Here is an 18,747-nt window from a genome sequence, read left to right as displayed (position 1 = left end):
ATTTACTGTTGTTAGGTGTACATTACACTTTAAAGTTTTCTACCGATATTCTTAGCTCTTCAGCAAGTTTGGCTACTTCTGAGCTTGAAATGTTTGTTTGATTTGCACCCTCAGCTGTTTGCTCGGCTATGGCTACAATAGATTCTAAACGTTCACTAATTTCTTGTGATACTTGTTGTTGCTCTTGAGCAGCGGTAGAGATTTCTTCACTTACATCGTGCGCTTGCGATACGGCAAGTGTAATTGAGTCTAATGCGCTGCTTGCTAAGTCACTTTGTTCAACACATGATTCTGCTTGCTGTTTACCTTTATCCATTGCTGTTACAGCCGCTTCTGCGCCACTTTGAAGCGATTCAATCATAGATTGTATCTCTTGGGTCGACTCTTGTGTTTTGCTTGCCAGTGAGCGTACTTCATCCGCTACTACCGCAAAACCTCGGCCATATTCACCGGCACGTGCTGCTTCAATTGCAGCGTTAAGTGCTAATAGGTTGGTTTGCTCTGCAATGCCGCGTATTACATCTAAAATACTGCCTATAGATGCGCTGTCTTGATGAAGCTTATTAATAACACCTGATGCATCGTCCACCTCGCGAGCAAGTTGCTCAATAGTGGCTTTGTTTTGATGAGATATACCTTTTACACGTTCAGCTTCTTTATCGGCATTTTTTATTTCGTTAAGTGCCTGCTGTGCGCTGTTGCTTACTGTTTGCGACGTGCTGCTCATTTCGGTTGTGGCTGTTGCCGCTTGCTCTACTTGTGCTTGTTGGTTACGAATAGCTTGGCTTGACTCACCGGTAATGGCCGATGTTTGCTCAGACGCCGCTGCTAATTGAGTTGAGCGTGAAATAATGCCTTTAATTAAGCTACGTAAGCTATCTATAAGGGTGTTACAGCTTTTTGATAGCTCGCCAAATTCATCTTTTGCAGAGTCATCTAAGCGTTGGGTCATATCACCGCTGGCAACAATATCTAAAATCCGATTAACCTCAGCCAGTGGCTTAGTGATTCTATTAACGGTAAGAATCGCAATTGCAATTGCAATTAACGTTGCGATGATCATACCTGCCCATGTCCAGAGCGTCGCTGAGTCTACATCCTCGCGAACACCTTCTTGTAATTTGTAAGCTACAGTACTTGCTTGTGTTACTAAATCATCAATTTGCGACAGTGCCATAGTGGTTGCTTGCTCTGATTGGGCAAGTTCTTTTTCGGTAAGTGCGATAGCATCAATAAGGCGCTGCTTATTGGCCGCTAGGCTATTATTACCGCTGATATTTTCTATCAGGGTATCAACGTATGCTTGTAAATCACTGTATAGGTCGTTGTTATCTTCCTCTATAGCTGGCTTTATTAACGCTAAAGTACGAATAACTTCGTCAAGGTAATAAGCTTGCTCATTTTTTACAATATCTAAGGTGTTTGTCGTTTTAACCGTGAGCATATCGGTACTGTTACTCACCACAGACATAAAGTTGTTTTCTAAGTTATTGGCAGCTTGGTAAGCGCGTGCGTGATTTTGCTCAAAGTTAGTAATATCAGTGATATCAAGCACGACTGAATTGGCATCTTCAGCTGCAATCTCAATTGTTTCAAGCTGTGCTGTGAGGGTTTTATTAAGTGCTAGTTGTTTATCTTTATCAGCTAATAGGTTTTCGACCGTACCTAAAAAGCTTAAGTAGGTTTTTTCTACAGCTTGGCTTTTTTGACTCAGTGATGCATCGTTTTTTACAACACGTTGAAGGTCGGCGTGCAGCGAGTTGAATTTGTCTTTTTGCTCAAGTACTTTTTGTTTTATAGGGGTGAGCTGTGCGCTTGAGGTGGTATAAAAACTAGCTTGGGCTGCTTTACTCATTAAAATAAATTCAGCTTGTAGTTCTGAGCTTTTATTAAGCGCGGGCAGTGATAACTGGTTTACCTGCTGGGTAGAGCGGTCAATGCTCGCAATTTTTATTAAAGAGTTACCACCAATGATTATGAGTAATAAGGTGATAAATATAAAACCACACCAAATTCGTTGGCTTACTGTCAGATTCATATGGATTTCCAATTAAAGTACTTCAATCACATCTTATCGGCTTTTTAACCAATAAGTTAAGCAATTAATATCTATTAATTTAAATTTAACATATGTGCTGGGGTTTTACAGTTTATTTAGATAAAAGCGTCGGCTTTTCTACTATTTTTTGCTTAGTTTGCAAGTTCATCATCGTTAAAGCACCGCCCCATACGCATCCGGTATCGAGCGCATGTATGTGATTGAGCTGAGTAACCCCTTCAAGAGCGGCCCAATGGCCAAATATAAGGTTGTTTTCTAATGCTTTTATATTAGGGTGGGTGAACCAGGCTGTTAACGTTTTATTATCGCTAATTGCGCCTTTCGCACTAAGCTCTAACGTGTTGTTGCTGGTTAAAAAGCGCATGCGGGTAAAGTAGTTAACAATGTACCTAAACTTATCAAATTCGTTTAAATCGTCATGCCATATAGCGGGATGAGGCTGATACATTTTTTCAAAAAAGTGCTTAGCATTTGCCGATTGATAACAACGCTTAGCAAACTGTGCGTGTTTAAGTGCGCTTTCTATAGACCAATTAGGGTTAAGCCCTGCATGCGATATAAAGCTGCGGTGCTGTGCTAAATAAATAGCAAGCGGCTGAGTTTGCAAATAGGCGATATAGTGAGGAAGCTTTTTACTATCAAAAATAGCACCGAGTTTATCTTTGGGGTTGATTGGCTTATTAAGATAGTGACAGGCAACCATGTGTAAATCATGATTGCCTAAAGTAACAGTCATGCTGTCTTGATGGCGATAAATATAATCTAGGCAGGCCAGAGAGTCCGGCCCACGTGCGACGATATCGCCCACTAAATAAAGGTGATCTTTGCTTGGGTTAAAGTCAACCCGTTTGAGCAAGCGGCTAAACTCTTTAAAGCAGCCTTGTAAATCACCAATTGCGTAATCAGCCATGGCGCTTTTTACTAATGTAAAATGTTAGGGCACGCTAAACGAAATACGCTTATAGGTGCTTCAAACTCAGAGCCAAACTCATTGCGCAGTGTGTAGTGTCCCTGCATGGTGCCAACAGGGGTGTCTAATATTGCGCCACTGGTGTATTTGTAAGTTTCGCCTGGGCCTATAACGGGGGTTTCGCCCACAACGCCTTCGCCCTCTACTTCAACTTCTTTACCATTGGCATCGGTGATCAACCAATAACGGCTTAAAAGTGTAGCGCTGCAAAGACTGTGGTTTTTAATTGTCACTGAGTAGGCAAAAACGTACTTTTCTAGCTCAGGCTGAGATTGCCCTTCAACATAAAAAGTCTCTACAGAGACTTTTACAGGAGAGCCAATATTACTGCTTGTTGTCATAAATCCAATTAGCTATATCAATAAATTGTTGTAACGTTAGGCTTTCAGCACGCAAAGTAATATCAATACCAATGCTGGTAAGCTCATCTGCGGTGAGTAAGTTGCCTAAGCTGTTACGTAATGTTTTACGGCGTTGGTTAAAGGCTTCTAAACACACGGTGTTTAAAATTTTCACGCTTTTAGCGGTACGTTGCTCGGCTTTTTTAGGGATCAGACGAATAACCGCAGAGTCTACTTTAGGTGCTGGTTTAAAACACTCTGGCGGTACTTCAACCACGGGCATTGCGTGGCAGTAGTATTGTGTCATCACGCTTAAGCGGCCAAAAGTTTTGCTGCCTGGGCCTGCAACCATACGTTTTACTACTTCTTTTTGCAGCATAAAGTGCATGTGCTCAATATGATCAGCAAACTCAAAAAGATGAAACAGTAATGGCGTAGAAATATTGTAAGGCAGGTTACCAAACACTTTTAATTTTTTGTCATCGCGTACTAGGCTTGCAAAGTCAAACTTCATTGCATCGCCTTGGTTTACGTTTAATTTAGGACCTAAAAAAGGGTGCTCAATTAAACGCTGAGCTAAGTCTTTATCTAGCTCAACAACAGTAAGTTGGCCGCTTAAATCGGCAACAGGCTCGGTAATTGCGCCTAAACCTGGGCCAATCTCTACTAGGTTGTCTTGTGGTTTAGGATCGATTGCAGTCACTATTTTATCAATGATAGATTCATCAAATAAAAAGTTTTGCCCAAAACGTTTACGGGCGCGGTGTCCTAAATGTACTTTATCGGTCATTGATTCTGTGCTTTTTCATGGGCGAGCTTAATTGCTTCGCGGATCGCTAATTCAAAACTGCCAACTTCAGCGTCACCGGTGCCTGCTAAATCAAGCGCAGTACCGTGATCAACCGAAGTGCGGATAAATGGTAAACCTAAGGTTATATTTACCGAGTTACCAAATCCCTTGTATTTTAGCACAGGTAAACCCTGATCGTGATACATAGCAAGCACGGCATCGGCTTGAGAGAGGTATTTATCCTGAAATAGGGTATCAGCAGGAAGCGGACCAATTAAATTCATGCCTTGGCTGTTTAAAAGCTCAAGCGTAGGTGAAATTGTTTCTATTTCTTCAGTGCCTAAATGACCGTCTTCGCCGGCATGGGGGTTTAATCCACACACTAAAATTTTTGGTTGCTCAATACCAAACTTAGTTTGTAAGTCGTGGTTTAAAATACTAATAACTTTAGTTAAGCGCTCTTGTGTAATAGCACGCGATACATAAGCCAGTGGTATATGCGTTGTTACTAGGGCAACACGCAAGCCTTCAGTTGCTAGCATCATTACGACATCAGAGGTGCCCGACTGCTGAGCAAAGTACTCAGTGTGGCCACTAAAGGAAATACCGGCTTTATTAATAATCCCTTTATGAACAGGGCCCGTGACAACGGCATCAAAGGTACCGTCCATATTTTTTTCGCTGGCAATACGTAAGGTATCAAGCACGTATTGGCCGTTTAAGTCGTCTAGTTCACCTAGCTTAACGTCAGTGCCTAAATCTACTTGGTGAATATAAATGCTACCTGCAGGCGCTATAGCTGCAGGGGCATTTTCATCAAAATCAATTAGCTCAATATTAAGGCCCAAGTGTTGAGCGCGTTCTTTTAATATCTGTTTGTCGGCGATAGCGACCAGTTGAGCTTGCCATGGTTGCTGCGCTAATTGCAGCAGCAAGTCAGGGCCAATCCCCGCGGGTTCACCCGGGGTAATTGCAATTCGTAATGTCATAATTACTCGTCTATAGGGAAAATTTCAACATGGGCTTGTTCGCGCATTTCTTGCTGCCAGTTAAAACTTTCTTCTTTAAATTTACGATTAAACAACATGCCGTGCGCACGGTTACGTTTAGCTAGCTCAGTTTTATCTGCTACACGTTTATCTAAAAGTTGTACTATGTGCCAACCAAATTGTGTTCTAAATGGTTCACTAATTTGATTTTTATCAAGTGATAATAAAGTATCTTTAAACGCCGGTACATACGTTGTAGGGTCAGTCCAATCATACTCACCGCCTTTAAGGGCTGAGCCTGGATCTTCTGAGTATTCTTTAGCAAGCTCAGCAAAGTCAGCGTTTCCTGCACGTAAATCTTTGGCAAATCCTGCTAGCATGCTACGTGCTTTTTCTTCACTTAAAATAATTGAAGGCTTAATAAGAATATGGCGTGAGCGTACTTCTGTAGTTTCTACTAATTGGCGACCACGTACATCTTGCACCTTAATTATATGAAAGCCAGCACCCGAGCGAAGCGGGCCAACAATAGCGCCTTTCTTTTGACCTTTTACAGCTTCGGCAAATAACGAAGGCATTTCGTTGATACCCATATAACCGAGTTGTCCGCCTTCAAGCGCTTTTGAGCCACCTGATGATGAAATAGCGATGCGTTTAAACTCTTGGCCATCGTTTAATAGCTCAATAACTTTGTCAGCACGGGTTTTAGCACTGGTGATTTCATCTGCTGTTGCATCGTTAGGTATATCAATAAGGATGTGGCCAATATCATACTCTTCAGAGTTTTGACCTTGGCTTTCCATTATCTTTAACAGGTTATCTACTTCTTGTTGGCTAATATAGATTCGACGATCTACATTGGCACGGGTAACCTGTTGGGTGGTGATCTCTTTACGAATTTCTTCGCGGTAGGCTTGAAAGCTCTCGCCAGCGGCTTCAATGGTACGACGAAGATCGGCAATGCTGCCGCCTTGATCTTTTGCCATATTCGCGAGTGTTTGGTCTAACTGGCTGTCTGAAATTTCAAGGCCCATACGTTCAGCCATTTGCATCATAAGCGTTTGGTTAACTAAACGCTCAACGGCTTGTACGCGAAGCGTTTCGTCTTTAGGAAGTTGTTGGCCTTGCTCTGCGGCTTGCTTTTTAACACGATTAATTATGGTGTCTACTTCACTTTTTAAAATTACGCCTTGGTTTACAACACCAATTACTTTGTCGATTTCCTGTGGGGCGGCAAATGCGCCATGGCATAAGCTTAAGCTTAAAATAGCTGTTGATAATAGTTTTTTTAAATTCATATTCTTTTTACTACTCTTCTAATAGTACTGCTTTAAAACAGGGCGTACTGCATTTTAGGGCTTTAAAGTATCACCTTAATTGCTCGTTTGCCTTAATTATTAAGAAAATACGGTCTACGGTAGCCAAAAATACCTTGTTGTAATAATTTTTGTGCATCGTAACGGCTCTTACTGCCAAGTCCTTTTAATACAAAGTTTAAACTAATACCTGAATCAAAAGTGGCTTGTTGCTGCCCGATAGACTGATTTAAATCGGTTTCAATCTGACGGTGACCAGTAATTTGGATTGCCCAACAGCATGATTCATACTGTAATCCGCTTAAAAATTCGATGCTTCGATTATTTTCAAGGTCCCGGTGGTAGCTTGCAATAAATTGCCACTGATCACTAATTGGGATACTTGTAAATACACCCGTTTGCTCGATTGTATTTCCTGAGACATCATTTGCATAGCGATGGTTCAATTGAACTAGCTCATTATTGTCACCTTTGTAATCGAGGGTGACATTTGACTGGATCATTTGCTTACCATCCGTGTCGTATTGCATACCCGCTGAGAGGTACCAACGGCGGTGCCAATGTAGCATTGTTTGCGCTGCAAAAAGGGCGTTGTAGTTTGTCTCTGAGTCTAAATCTTGCTCGGTAGGTTTAGCCGAGTCGTTTAGGTAAAAAATTTGACCCGCGCTAAAGTTAAACACTTCTTCGTGTTTATTATCAAATAAGCGTGTTGTTGCACCTAACGTAAATTGGTTAGCTGCGGCTATACGGTCTACACCCGAAAAGCGCGTATCTCTAAATAGGCCAAAAAAGTCATCCTGTAGGCGGGTGGTGTCAAATAGACCTATCTCAGATTGATCCTTATTAGGGGTATATAAATACTGTATTTGTGGCTCAAGAGTTTGAATACCATCTTCAAAAAAAGTCGAGGTGTCACGTTCAAAGTTAAGCTGCGAGTACAAACGTACTTTTGGCAAGGTACGCGAAACGCTATCGCTATATTGAGTGCCCGTTAAATTACCACTTTGTTTGTAGTTAGTTTGCAATAAGCTCACTTCTGAGAGAAACGACCACGCATGTGTTGCGTAGTTAAAGCGCGCTTTTGGCTCGACGTGTACGCGGGTAGCACTGTCGATGGCTATTTCTGAAGAGTCGTTGGTAAAGTGGCTTACTTCACCCGACAAACTAAAGTCAAAGTTATCAAAACGCCACGGGGCGGTTTGTGTAAAGCTAATTTGTGGAACCGCGGCATACGACTCTAAGTGATCGCCTAGTACTTCAAAGTTTTGAAATTTAATATCGGTACGCCATGTGTCACCAAGGTGAGTCACAGAGCCGGTACGATAAAGTTGGGTATCGGTTTTATTTGCGTAATTAGAGCTTAAATCGGTGATGTAGTTGTCATCACTGACGTTAGTTACATCAATATTGGCGCGCCAGTCTTCACTTAAATAGCTTTGTTGCTGCCAATGAAACATATAGCGCTCATCAAGGCTTGGCTCCGAATCATCGCTATCTAAATACTCAATACCGACTAAGCCTTCATGTTGCTCCGTGAGGTATCTAAACTCAGTTTGCAATTGTAAGCCTTTGCGCGACATATAACGTGGTGTAATAGTGGCGTCAAAATTAGGCGCAATATTCCAATAATAAGGCGTAACAGTTTCAAGGCCGTAACGGTCGGAGCTCGAAATGCTTGGTGTTAATAAGCCCGACTTGCGTCGCTCATCCAGTGGAAACGTGAAATAAGGTAAATATAAAACGGGGGTATCAAGAATACGTAAAACGGCATTATAGGTTTCGCCCCAGCCTTCTTCACGAGAGAGGTTAATTTCGTCGGCTTCTATTTCCCACACGGGTGTATCGCTTGGGCAAGTAGTAAAGCTTGCATTCATTAACAATAAGCCAGACTCGTTGACAGTGAGTTTTTCGGCGCCACCTTTACCTTGTTGCGCTGTTAAGCTGTAATCGGCACCTAGCAGGCTTATTTCTGAATTATTTAAATCGGCATTTAAACCTGAGCTGTTTACTTGGCTTACACGGTCTTGATAAGTAATAGGGCCTGTTGCATTAAGTAAACCGCGCTGTTTATCTATAAGCGCAGTTTGTGCGGACAAACTCATATCAAGGGTGTTAATATCAACATTGCCGGTAAATTCAGCGCTTTGTGTGCCTAGGAGCTCTACATCGTCAGCTTGTATATCAACCGATCCTGCCGCTAAGTTTGGTAGAGGTTGCCAAGCTCTGGTTTGCATTGAAATGCCACATAAATTGTGTGCCAGTTCAGTTTCGGCAAGCGATGGTGCGCTAATTACGCCTAGCATCAATATGCCCCAGGTTTTGCTCATTTATCGACCTTAATGCTCTTTGGTTTATTATAAGCTAGACATAATAAAGGAAAACAATGGCAAATACAGTAATTGACCTATAAAAATAGACATCTTATATAATGACACGCTTTGATAATTTACAACTATTTATAAATACGCACTTTGATGCTAAACCACACTCCTTAGTAGCCATTACTGGGGATGCCAGCTTTCGCCGTTATTACCGTTTAAGCTGTGCCGGAAAAGCGTTTATTGTGATGGACTCCGACCCACAAAAAGTAAATAACGCTCCGTATATCTCTCTTAATAAAGTATTCACCGACAACGGCTTTTTATTGCCTAAAATAATTGCAAGCGATGAAGAACAAGGCTTTTTTGTGTTAAGTGACTTAGGAAATACACACTTAGCCGATAAGCTCGATGAGCCAAATAGAGATGAATATTACAAGCAATTAATCCGTTTAGCGGCAAGCTGGGCCAAAACCCCTGAATCAGCAGCTATGCAAAATTATAATAAAGAATTTATTCACCTTGAGCTGAATATTTTTAGCCAATGGCTGGTTACTGATTTTATTAGCTTAACATTAAATACTGAGCAACAAACGCTTTGGCAGCAAAGCTGTGAGCTATTAACGAACGCCATGCTAGCGCAGCCTACGGTCACGGTTCATCGTGATTATCACAGCCGTAATATTATGTATAGCAATGAGCAGTGGGCAATTATAGATTACCAAGATGCCGTGCGCGGGCCGCTGTGTTATGACTTAGTGTCGCTGCTACGCGATTGCTACTTTAAGTTGCCACAAGCACAGCTTAATCAGCTGCTTGAGTACGGGTATGAAGAATTTACAGCGCAAAAATTAATAACAGATATTTCTTTTGAGCAGTTTAAACAGTGGTTTGATTTAACGGGTATTCAGCGCCATTTAAAGGCAGCGGGAATATTTTGTCGGCTCTATTTACGCGATGGTAAAACCGGCTACCTTGATAATATTTTACCGACGTTGGATTACATAGTTGATGTTGCAAAAACCTATCCAGAGCTTGCAGCTTTAAGTGAGTGGGTAAGTAGCACTGTAATACCACAGGTAACACTAAAATTAGCTAAGGAGCGCACATGAAAGCCATGATTTTAGCTGCCGGTCGCGGCCAGCGAATGATGCCGCTTACACAAGCTATGCCTAAACCTATGCTAAAAGTGGCGGGGAAACCGCTGATTGAGCACCATATTAATAACCTTAAAGCCGCTGGCATTATTAACATTGTTATAAACCTAGCTTGGCAAGGGGATAAAATAAAAAGCTATTTTAAAAATGGCGCTGAGTTTGGTGTGCGCATTGAATATAGCCAAGAGGCTGAGGGCGGCCTTGAAACCGCAGGCGGAATTATTCAGGCGCTGCCATTACTAGGTGAGCAATTTATTGTAATTAATGGCGATGTATACACAGATTACGATGTGAGTGCGCTTACACAATTGCACCTGCAAGACGGCGAGGCCCACATAGTGTTAGTAGAAAACCCACCTCATAACGAAAAAGGGGATTTTGCGTTAAGTCACTTATCGGCTGAGAGTCAAAAGTATACATTTTCGGGAATTAGCCGTTACCACGCTAATTTTTTTAAAGGTTTAGAGCCTGGCATACGCCCGCTTGGGCCAATATTGCGAGAAAAACTCGCCCAACAGGTTATCTCAACTGAGCTTTATATTGGTCAGTGGGACGATATCGGCACACCACAGCGACTCGCGCAGCTCAACGAGCGCATACAAAACACACTTTAATAGAGGCAGTTAATTAGATGTGGGGAAAAATACTCGGTTTTTGTTTTGGCTTTATGTTTGGCAAAATTTTTGGTGCCATTTTAGGTTTATACCTCGGCCATTTATTTGATAAAAGCTTAAAAAACGATTTTGATAAAGCCGGGGGCTTTTCAGGTTTGTTTAAAGGTGATGATGTAAACGAGCGCCAAGCGTTGTTTTTTTCGAGCTGCTTTGCGGTTATGGGGCATATTGCAAAGTCGAACGGTCGCGTAAGCGAGGTGCATATAAAAGCGGCAAGTATGTTTATGGATGAAATGGGGCTAAAGGGCGATGAGCGCCGCGAAGCTCAGCATGCATTTCAATCAGGTAAAGACAGCGACTTTTCGATTAAAGAAACAGTACACGACTTTAAAGAACGCTTTGCAAAACGTTACGACTTACTGCAGCTGTTTTTAGAAATTCAAATTCAAATGGCGTTTTCTGATGGCGTGCTCGCAAAGCAAGAAAAACAGCTGTTACAAGAGGTAAGTAAGCAATTAGGTATTTCTAAAACTCATTTTGCTTTTATTCTTAAGCGTTACCAAGCTGAATTTAGTTTTAGACAGCAGCAACAACAGTATAGACAACAGCAGCAAGGTCAAAGTAGCAGTTACCGTGAAGGCTCTGGTCATCATGTGCCCCCTAATAACAGCATGAACCGCTCACAGGCCTTGGCTTTATTAGGGTTAAGTAGTGACGCGACGCAACGAGATATTAAAGTAGCGTATCGTAAATTAATGGCGCAGCATCACCCTGATAAATTAGTCTCTCAAGGGCTGCCTAAACACATGATGGAAGTAGCAGTTAAAAAAAGCCAAGATATTCAAGCGGCTTACGAGTATTTAAAAAAGGCGGCGTAAAAAACCGTCTATCACTTTAGTTAACCGTGCATGCTGCTCTGGCGCATCGCGCAGGCCAAAGAGTTGGCGCTGGCGGTAATCAAATTTAGCATTTCGATTTACCCAGCGCTGGCGGTTTTTAAGGCTCATAAGTATATCGGTATTGTCATTTGCATAGTAAATATCAAGCAAGGCGGGTGCCACCAGCGATGTGGTTTGCGCTAAACCTTTATTGCGCTGTGTATTAGGTAAATAACTACTTAAGCTTATAAACGCATCTATTCGCGAGTCAGGAAAATCGGCATAGTATTCTAGCAATACTCCCGCACTGGTACCTTGTGCTATGACGACAATATTATTTGGCTCGCTCATCGCGTTTTGATAGAGCGCCTCATAACGCATTATTAAATTAGTTTTATAATGACTTAGTACCTCATTACTCACCAAATCAATGGCACTAACAAAGTGTGGCTCTTGAGCCGTTGTAACAGCACCGTCGCTGTTACTTTGCGCCGTTTTTGTTGGATCTTCATTTTGCGCTTGCGTGCTTGATTGGGCAGCTGCTTGTGAAGCCATGTTACTTGCTTGCCAATCTATATCGGGTACTGTCATGGCGTAGGTTGTGTAACCTAAATTAGTAAGCTCTTTTCGCAGGTAACTCATGCCAGCATTGCTGGTGGGGGTAGAATTCCAATCAGGGATGAGTAATACAATACCTCTAAAATCGCGGCTCATGTATTCGCTATACAAGCTTAAGAACTCTGTATCGCCAGCAAGTATGGGTTTAACTTCATCATTGGGTAGTAGACGTTTTATATCGCTATTTTCGATACTTGATAAAGAAGGTGGGGCTATATGCTCTGCAGCACTGGCATATGCGCTTAAGCATAACGCAGAGCAACAACATAGACTTTGTAGCGTTTTTTTGATTAGCTGCGCAGATATCATAGTAAGCCCAAAACGTGAGTAATAACTAAGTATCGGCGCGCTAAGGTAAAAGTTTAGTACTAACTTTGTGGGCTTTACCTATTAAAAGTCGGGCTCTACCTCAAAGGTCAGTACTTGCTCGGTCACGGGGTGTTTTAGTTGCAACATTTGCGCATGTAGTTGTAAACGTGGCGCCGCGGCTAGGGCCTCTTTATGGGCATAAAGTCTATCGCCCAGTATTGGGTGGCCAAGGCTTAGCATGTGCACGCGTAATTGGTGCGAGCGCCCAGTAATTGGCGTGAGCTCTACACGTGTTGCGCCCGCTTCTTGTGCAAGTATTTTAAAGTGGGTTAGCGAGGGTTTACCGTTTTCATAATCAACCATTTGCTTAGGGCGATTAGGCCAATCACATATAAGTGGCAAATCAACCGATCCGGTATCTTGCTCAAGTTGGCCGTAAACACGTGCAATATAGCGTTTTGCAGTTTCACGTTCTTGAAACTGCATACTTAAATGCCTATGAGCTGCCTTATTCATAGCAAGGCAAAGTATGCCTGACGTTGCCATATCTAGGCGGTGCACTATTTTAGCTGTAGGAAAAACACGGTTAACGCGATTAATTAAGCTATCGGCATGTTTTGGATCTTTACCTGGGACGGTTAAAAGTTCGCTGGGTTTATTAACGATGAGCAAGTCGTCATCTTGGTGCAGTATTGTTAAATACGGACTCATTGGGGGATTGTAATTAACTAACACGGCCGACCTCAGTAATTTTGCAGGGCGCTATTTTAGGGGAGCGAGAGCAAAGGCTCAAGGAAAAGATAAAAGTTTAATTGCGCACTTTTGTAATTGATATAAATTTACTGTTACCTTTCATTAGGTTTGAAATTCTGAATGTGGTTGTAGTATAGGGAAATGAAAAGATGGTGGGAAACTCTAAAGATATAAAACGAACAATTAGTAAGTTTGTTAATGATAGAAAAAACCCTGAACAGGCCGAAATAGACCTCCTTATTGCCCGTATGTTGAGCCATAAGCTTGGGTCTACTTTACCTGAAGATATAACTTTAACTCTAGGTAGTAAAGTAGAGTTTTTTTTAGGTATGGAAGACGCGGAAAACTGGATTAAAAAAGCAGTCTCAGCACTCCCACAGACTAATAAATACTCAATGTCAAAGTTCTTGGTTAGTCAAATTTATATAATGCATTTACTGACAAGTTACTTGGGTACTAAGAATAAAAATTTTTATATTCAATTGCTTCATGATAATGTGATAAAAAAAGTTGAAGAAATTGAAAATGCGAAAAGCAGCTTATCCAAACATCAGTTATCACCATTAGTAGGTAAGACTCTGAAGGGGTATGATCATTCTCATGTAGAATTAATACCTAGTGATAGAATGGAAATGTACTCTAAAAGTGAAAATATGAAGCATCTTGTTGAGTCATTAGAAAATAATAATATGCAGGTCGGAGACGCTCTTGATATTTTGGATAATGATATTAAATCTGGCTTTAATAAAGCAAGGAAATCGACAGGATCATGGCTTATGAGCAAGAAGGTGTCTGGAAAGAATATTTACCTTGCAATAATGTGTCACCCTAGCCAAAAGGGAGCAATTAATGATGAGCTGGTTTATAAAACGATAAAAATTGCTGAAAAATATCTAGACTAAGTAGCTTTTTATCGCATGCTTCTAGAATATAAAGCGCGGTATAATTACCGCGCTTTATTAAGCTGTCATTTTCAATTTTTTACTAACGGCTGACAGCTTATAGCTGACGGCTTTAGTCTTAGTGTGAAACTACGATTAAGCGTATCGCATCAAGTTTTAACTGGGCTTTTTCGATATGCGTTGTCAGCTCGCTGCGCTGCTTATCGAAGAAGGTAATCTCTTCTTGGCGAATATTAGGGTTAATTTGCTTAAGCGCTTCAAGGCGAGCTTGCTCTTCACCTAAGGTGCTTTGCATTTTTTCAAGTGACGCACTGCGTATAACCTCAAGCTGTTGCTGAGCCATGTCTTTTGCGGTATTGATCATTGGATGAACCGCACCTTGTAAAGCGCCTGCTAATTTACTTGCAGTTTGACGACCAACGGCTGAAAGCTGTTGGTTAAAGCTATCAAACGCCACATTTTCGCCGAGGTTATTACTGGCTTTATCAAGTAATATGCGAATAGGCGTTGGCGGTAAAAAGCGACCTACTTGCAGGGCTTTTGGTGCCATAGCTTCGGCTACAAATATTAGCTCAACAAAAAAGGTACCTGGTGGTAATTTTTTGTTTTTAAGTAAAGCAACAGAGGCACTACCAAAGTCATCATCACAAATCATGTCCATTGTGCCTTGCACCATAGGATGATCCCAGCTAATAAAATGCACGTCTTCTTGCGAAAGGGCGGTATCGCGGTCAAAGGTAACCGTCATGCCATCTTCTTTTAAGCTTGGGAACGATGCACTTAGCATATGCTCTGTTGGCTTTAAAATAATGGTGTTTTCGCCTTTGTCTTCTTGGCTTACTCCAAATGTGTCGAATACGTTGATCATGTAACTTGGTAACTCAAATTGGTTATCAAGTGCTTCAATTTCTTCAACCAATGAATCGGCAGCGCCTTGGCCAGATGAATGCAGCTCTAATAAACGGTCACGGCCACTTTCCATTTGTTTGCGTAGCAAGGCATTTTGCTTGGCTACTTGCTCAAGTAGAGGGTCGAGCTCTTCTTCATCACAATTATGGGCAGCAATGTAATCAAGTAGGTCTTCACTAAATTCTTTATACAATAGCTGGCCAGTGGTAGATGTGCTTTCAAATGCATCAAGGCCTTCGTTGTACCAACGCAGTAATACTTCTTGCGCTGTATTTTCAAAATACGGCACATGAATATTAACATCCTTTGTTTGCCCAATACGGTCTAATCGGCCGATACGTTGTTCAAGTAAGTCAGGGTTTAGTGGTAAATCAAATAACACTAAGTGATGCGAAAACTGGAAGTTACGTCCTTCTGAGCCAATCTCTGAACACAGCAGTATTTGTGCATTGTCGTATTCATCGGCAAAAAAGGCGGCTGCGCGGTCACGCTCTATAATCGACATGCCCTCGTGGAACACAGATGCTTTTATTGCTTCACGCTCACGCAAAATTTGCTCAAGGCTAATAGCGGTTTCGGCTTTGGCACAAATAAGCAGTACTTTTTCGTGCTTTAGGGTTTTAAGTGTTTCGATTAACCAATCTACACGTGGATCAAATGCGCCCCAGCTTGCACTTTCACCTTCAAACTCTTGAAAGATTTTCTCTGGAAACAGCGCGCGTTGTGCGCTTAACTCTGCACTTTGTATACCGCTCATGCTGCCAAGTACTGACATTGCTGTTTTATATTGCTTTGGCAGTGCCATTGGGTAAGCATGTAATTTACGGCTAGGGTAGCCATCAATTCCGCTGCGGCTGTTTCTAAACAAAATACGACCTGTGCCATGGCGATCAAGCAGCATGTTAAGTATTTCTTTACGCGCCGGTAAATCACCTTGCTGAGCTTTTTCAAGCACATCGGTAATATCGGTTTCTTTTAATAGCTCAATGAGTGTGGCTTTGGCTGTATCATCAAGGGCTTGTGCTTGCAGTAGCTGATTTGCCGCTTCGGCAACGTCTTTGTAATTAGCTTCTTCTTCTTTGAATACGTCGTAGTCGTAAAATCTATCTGGGTCGAGCAATTGCAAGCGGGCAAAGTGGCTACGGTGACCAAGTTGATCAGGCGTTGCTGTTAATAGAATAAGACCCGGAATATCTTGGCTAAGCTCAGCCATGCGCTGATATTCGGTGCTCGGCTTACCATTGTTAATACTCAGGTGGTGAGCTTCATCAACAACTAATAAATCCCAATCAGCAAGTGTTGCTTGTTCAAACCAGCGTTTTTTCTTGGTTAAAAACTCAAGGCTGGTAAGTACTAGCTGCTCGGTATCAAATACGTTTGGCGAGTCTGCAAAGGCTTCGTCGCAGCGCTCTTCATCAAAAATAGAAAAACGTAAATTAAAGCGGCGTAGCATTTCTACTAACCATTGGTGCTGCAGGTTTTCTGGCACCACAATGAGTACACGGCTAGCACGGCCACTAATGATTTGTTGGTGTAAAATCATGCCGGCTTCAATGGTTTTACCAAGGCCTACTTCATCTGAGAGCAGTACACGTGGGGCAAAACGTTTACCTACTTCTTGTGCAATATAAAGCTGATGCGGAATAAGGTTAGCGCGCTGGCCAATTAGGCCTTTAATAGGCGATTGCTGGCGCTCAAATTGGTGTTGCCAAGTTTGGTAACGTAAGGTGTAGCGATCAAAGCGATCTACTTGGCCTGCAAATAAACGATCTTGCGGTTTATTAAACTTAATAAAATGATCTAAAAAGGTTTCTTTTAGCTTTGCTTCTTCGCCGGTATCAACGCGAGTACCTACGTAGCAAAGTAGTTCACCTTGCACTTCAATAGACTCTACTTCTAATTCCCATTCTTCAACGCTTTTGATCACATCACCTGGATTAAATGCCACACGGGTAACCGGTGCTTCTGCACTAGAATAAACACGGTTTTCACCACTGGCAGGAAATAAAATGCTGACCTGGCGGCCTTCAATGGCAACTACTGTGCCTAATCCTAAATCTGACTCTGTATCACTGATCCAACGCTGACCTAAGGAAAAATTCATGTATGTCTCGTCTATGAAGAAAAAGGCGGCTATGTTACCTGTTACATAACACCACTGCAAGGCGCTATTTGACTCACTTTTAATTAATTTTATAAGTGCGAATTAATCCCATTAACAGTGCTAACAAATGGCTCTTTTTTAGGTAAATAAAAACTATATCGTGTTTGTAATAAAACGGACTTTTATGACAAATAGACTAAACTTAGATTATGCCTTAGCAATTAAGTATTGCAGGTTTGAATTTAGGCCCGTTTTACTTAGTTATTTTGGTATAGCATAAAAATCATAAAACGTAAGGAAAGTGCTATGGAAAAAGCTTCGAACCTTGAAAGTAAAATGTATGTGCTAGACACCAATGTATTACTCCACGAACCCCTCGCTTATTTGTCTTTCCAAGAACATAACGTTGTCATTCCCATGACTGTTTTAGAAGAGCTTGACCACATTAAAGATAGAAAACACGACGTAAGCCGTGATGCACGAGTGGCTATTCGCGGCTTAGATGAGGTACTAAAAGATGCAACTCCAGAGCAAATGTTGCAGGGTGTTGCACTGCCTAGCAATAAAAAGGCAAATGCCAATTCAACCGGTACGCTCATTATTGTTAATGACCATCTTTTTGCAGATTCTATTTCTGGTTTACCGGGGGATGAAAACGACCACCGCATTATTAACTGCGCCGTGTATTTACAAAAACAGCACAGCGATTCAAAAATTGTATTAGTGACAAAAGATATAAACATGCGCCTTAAAGCAAAAGGTGCAGGCCTTAAATATGTTGAAGATTACCGTACCGACCAATTAATCGATGATATTGCTTTATTAACTAGCGGCTATAAAAAAATAGAGGGCGATTTTTGGCAGCACGTAGGGCAATGCGAAACACAGCAGCACGGCCGTGATACGTTTCATTATGTGGCTAAAAACTTAATTCCAGATGTGTTTTGCAATGAGTACATACTTGATGGCAGCGAGCACTTTGCTGCGCGGGTCAAATCTTACGATAACGAGCGTATTAAATTAAAAGATATTAGTGTTGAGCGTTTAATGCACCAGCAAGCGTGGGGCGTAAAACCTAAAAATATTTACCAAGGTATGGCTCTCGACGCTTTGCTTGACCCTAGTATTGAGCTGGTTATTTTAACCGGTCCAGCTGGGTGCGGTAAAACATTACTGGCACTGGCCAGTGCGCTTGAAATGGTGATTGAGCGAGGTATTTACGACAAGGTCATTGTAACGCGTAATACCCCCGAAATAGCTGAGTCTATCGGTTTTTTACCCGGTACCGAAGAAGAAAAAATGGCGCCGTGGTTAGCTGCAATTACCGACACCTTAGAGGTACTACACAAAGGAGACGAGAACCCAATTTCGAGTCGCAATTACATAATGGAAAAAGCCAATGTACAGTTTAAGTCGGTGAACTTTATGCGTGGGCGTAGTATTCAAAATGCAGTGGTAATTTTGGATGAGAGCCAAAACTTAACGGCATCTCAGCTTAAAACTATTATTACCCGTTGTGGCGAGGGAACAAAACTAATTTGTAGCGGTAATTTAGCGCAAATAGATAGTAACTACTTAACCCCCGTTACCTCCGGCCTTACTTATATTGTTGAGCGTTTTAAAGACTTTGAAGGCAGTGCAACAGTTAATTTAAACGGGGTAGTGCGCAGCCGTTTAGCCTCCTTTGCAGAAGAAAATTTATAACTTGCGCAGAACAATT

Annotated in this window: 15 protein-coding genes; 5 read left to right on the top strand and 10 right to left on the bottom strand. The window is 41.8% G+C overall.

Features of this window, described 5'->3' with window-relative positions; genetic code table 11:
• Positions 1–22: 22 nt before the first annotated feature.
• The 7 genes from MTF68_RS16705 to lptD form a co-directional block, all read right to left on the bottom strand.
• Positions 23–2,038: a methyl-accepting chemotaxis protein gene (locus MTF68_RS16705; RefSeq protein ID WP_248463117.1), complete on the bottom strand. Its 2,016-nt coding sequence runs from the start codon at positions 2,036–2,038 to the stop codon at positions 23–25.
• Positions 2,039–2,150: 112 nt separating this feature from the next.
• Positions 2,151–2,969, bottom strand: a complete 819-nt coding sequence (locus MTF68_RS16700; RefSeq protein ID WP_248442659.1) for a symmetrical bis(5'-nucleosyl)-tetraphosphatase — start codon at positions 2,967–2,969, stop codon at positions 2,151–2,153.
• 11 nt (positions 2,970–2,980) lie between these two features.
• Positions 2,981–3,370, bottom strand: coding sequence for a Co2+/Mg2+ efflux protein ApaG (gene apaG, locus MTF68_RS16695; RefSeq protein ID WP_004585855.1), 390 nt, complete (start codon positions 3,368–3,370; stop codon positions 2,981–2,983).
• Positions 3,354–4,160, bottom strand: coding sequence for a 16S rRNA (adenine(1518)-N(6)/adenine(1519)-N(6))-dimethyltransferase RsmA (gene rsmA / locus MTF68_RS16690; RefSeq protein WP_004585856.1), 807 nt, complete (start codon positions 4,158–4,160; stop codon positions 3,354–3,356). The genes apaG and rsmA overlap by 17 nt, the downstream gene beginning before the upstream one ends.
• Positions 4,157–5,149: a 4-hydroxythreonine-4-phosphate dehydrogenase PdxA gene (pdxA, locus tag MTF68_RS16685; RefSeq protein WP_248463116.1), complete on the bottom strand. Its 993-nt coding sequence runs from the start codon at positions 5,147–5,149 to the stop codon at positions 4,157–4,159. Before pdxA ends, rsmA begins: the two co-directional genes overlap by 4 nt.
• A gap of 2 nt (positions 5,150–5,151) precedes the next feature.
• A complete protein-coding gene (gene surA, locus MTF68_RS16680; protein ID WP_064385734.1) occupies positions 5,152–6,447 on the bottom strand; it encodes a peptidylprolyl isomerase SurA in 1,296 nt (431 codons plus the stop codon).
• A 92-nt stretch (positions 6,448–6,539) separates the two neighbouring features.
• On the bottom strand, positions 6,540–8,792 hold the full coding sequence (lptD, locus tag MTF68_RS16675) for an LPS assembly protein LptD (RefSeq protein ID WP_248463115.1): 2,253 nt from the start codon (positions 8,790–8,792) through the stop codon (positions 6,540–6,542).
• 101 nt (positions 8,793–8,893) lie between these two features.
• Between lptD and MTF68_RS16670 the strand changes: the two genes are divergently transcribed.
• Genes MTF68_RS16670 through djlA form a run of 3 tightly spaced genes read left to right on the top strand, consistent with a single transcriptional unit; the run spans position 8,894 to position 11,432 of the window.
• Positions 8,894–9,895, top strand: a complete 1,002-nt coding sequence (locus MTF68_RS16670; protein WP_248463114.1) for a phosphotransferase — start codon at positions 8,894–8,896, stop codon at positions 9,893–9,895.
• Positions 9,892–10,554, top strand: coding sequence for an N-acetylmuramate alpha-1-phosphate uridylyltransferase MurU (gene murU / locus MTF68_RS16665; protein ID WP_096739101.1), 663 nt, complete (start codon positions 9,892–9,894; stop codon positions 10,552–10,554). Before MTF68_RS16670 ends, murU begins: the two co-directional genes overlap by 4 nt.
• A gap of 17 nt (positions 10,555–10,571) precedes the next feature.
• Positions 10,572–11,432, top strand: coding sequence for a co-chaperone DjlA (gene djlA / locus MTF68_RS16660; protein WP_248463113.1), 861 nt, complete (start codon positions 10,572–10,574; stop codon positions 11,430–11,432).
• Here the strand turns inward: djlA and MTF68_RS16655 are convergent.
• Both MTF68_RS16655 and rluA read right to left on the bottom strand, forming a co-directional pair.
• Complete coding sequence (locus tag MTF68_RS16655; RefSeq protein WP_248463112.1) at positions 11,415–12,359, bottom strand: DUF3530 family protein; 945 nt, start codon at positions 12,357–12,359, stop codon at positions 11,415–11,417. The genes djlA and MTF68_RS16655 overlap by 18 nt on opposite strands.
• Before the next feature lie 81 nt (positions 12,360–12,440).
• Positions 12,441–13,094 (bottom strand): bifunctional tRNA pseudouridine(32) synthase/23S rRNA pseudouridine(746) synthase RluA, encoded by a 654-nt coding sequence (gene rluA / locus MTF68_RS16650; RefSeq protein WP_248463111.1) that lies wholly within the window; start codon positions 13,092–13,094, stop codon positions 12,441–12,443.
• A gap of 167 nt (positions 13,095–13,261) precedes the next feature.
• On the opposite strand from rluA, the gene MTF68_RS16645 reads away from it, so the two are divergent.
• On the top strand, positions 13,262–14,014 hold the full coding sequence (locus MTF68_RS16645; RefSeq protein ID WP_248463110.1) for a hypothetical protein: 753 nt from the start codon (positions 13,262–13,264) through the stop codon (positions 14,012–14,014).
• A gap of 118 nt (positions 14,015–14,132) precedes the next feature.
• Here the strand turns inward: MTF68_RS16645 and rapA are convergent, their stop codons facing one another.
• Positions 14,133–17,027: an RNA polymerase-associated protein RapA gene (rapA, locus tag MTF68_RS16640; protein ID WP_248463109.1), complete on the bottom strand. Its 2,895-nt coding sequence runs from the start codon at positions 17,025–17,027 to the stop codon at positions 14,133–14,135.
• 306 nt (positions 17,028–17,333) lie between these two features.
• Between rapA and MTF68_RS16635 the strand changes: the two genes are divergently transcribed.
• Positions 17,334–18,731: a PhoH family protein gene (locus MTF68_RS16635; protein ID WP_004585867.1), complete on the top strand. Its 1,398-nt coding sequence runs from the start codon at positions 17,334–17,336 to the stop codon at positions 18,729–18,731.
• The last annotated feature ends 16 nt before the right edge of the window (positions 18,732–18,747 follow it).

It is taken from the genome of Pseudoalteromonas sp. 2CM37A (assembly GCF_023161885.1).
Lineage (GTDB): Bacteria > Pseudomonadota > Gammaproteobacteria > Enterobacterales > Alteromonadaceae > Pseudoalteromonas > Pseudoalteromonas atlantica.
The sequence above is the reverse complement of the archived record's forward strand: the minus strand, read 5'-3'. Positions and strand labels throughout refer to the sequence as shown.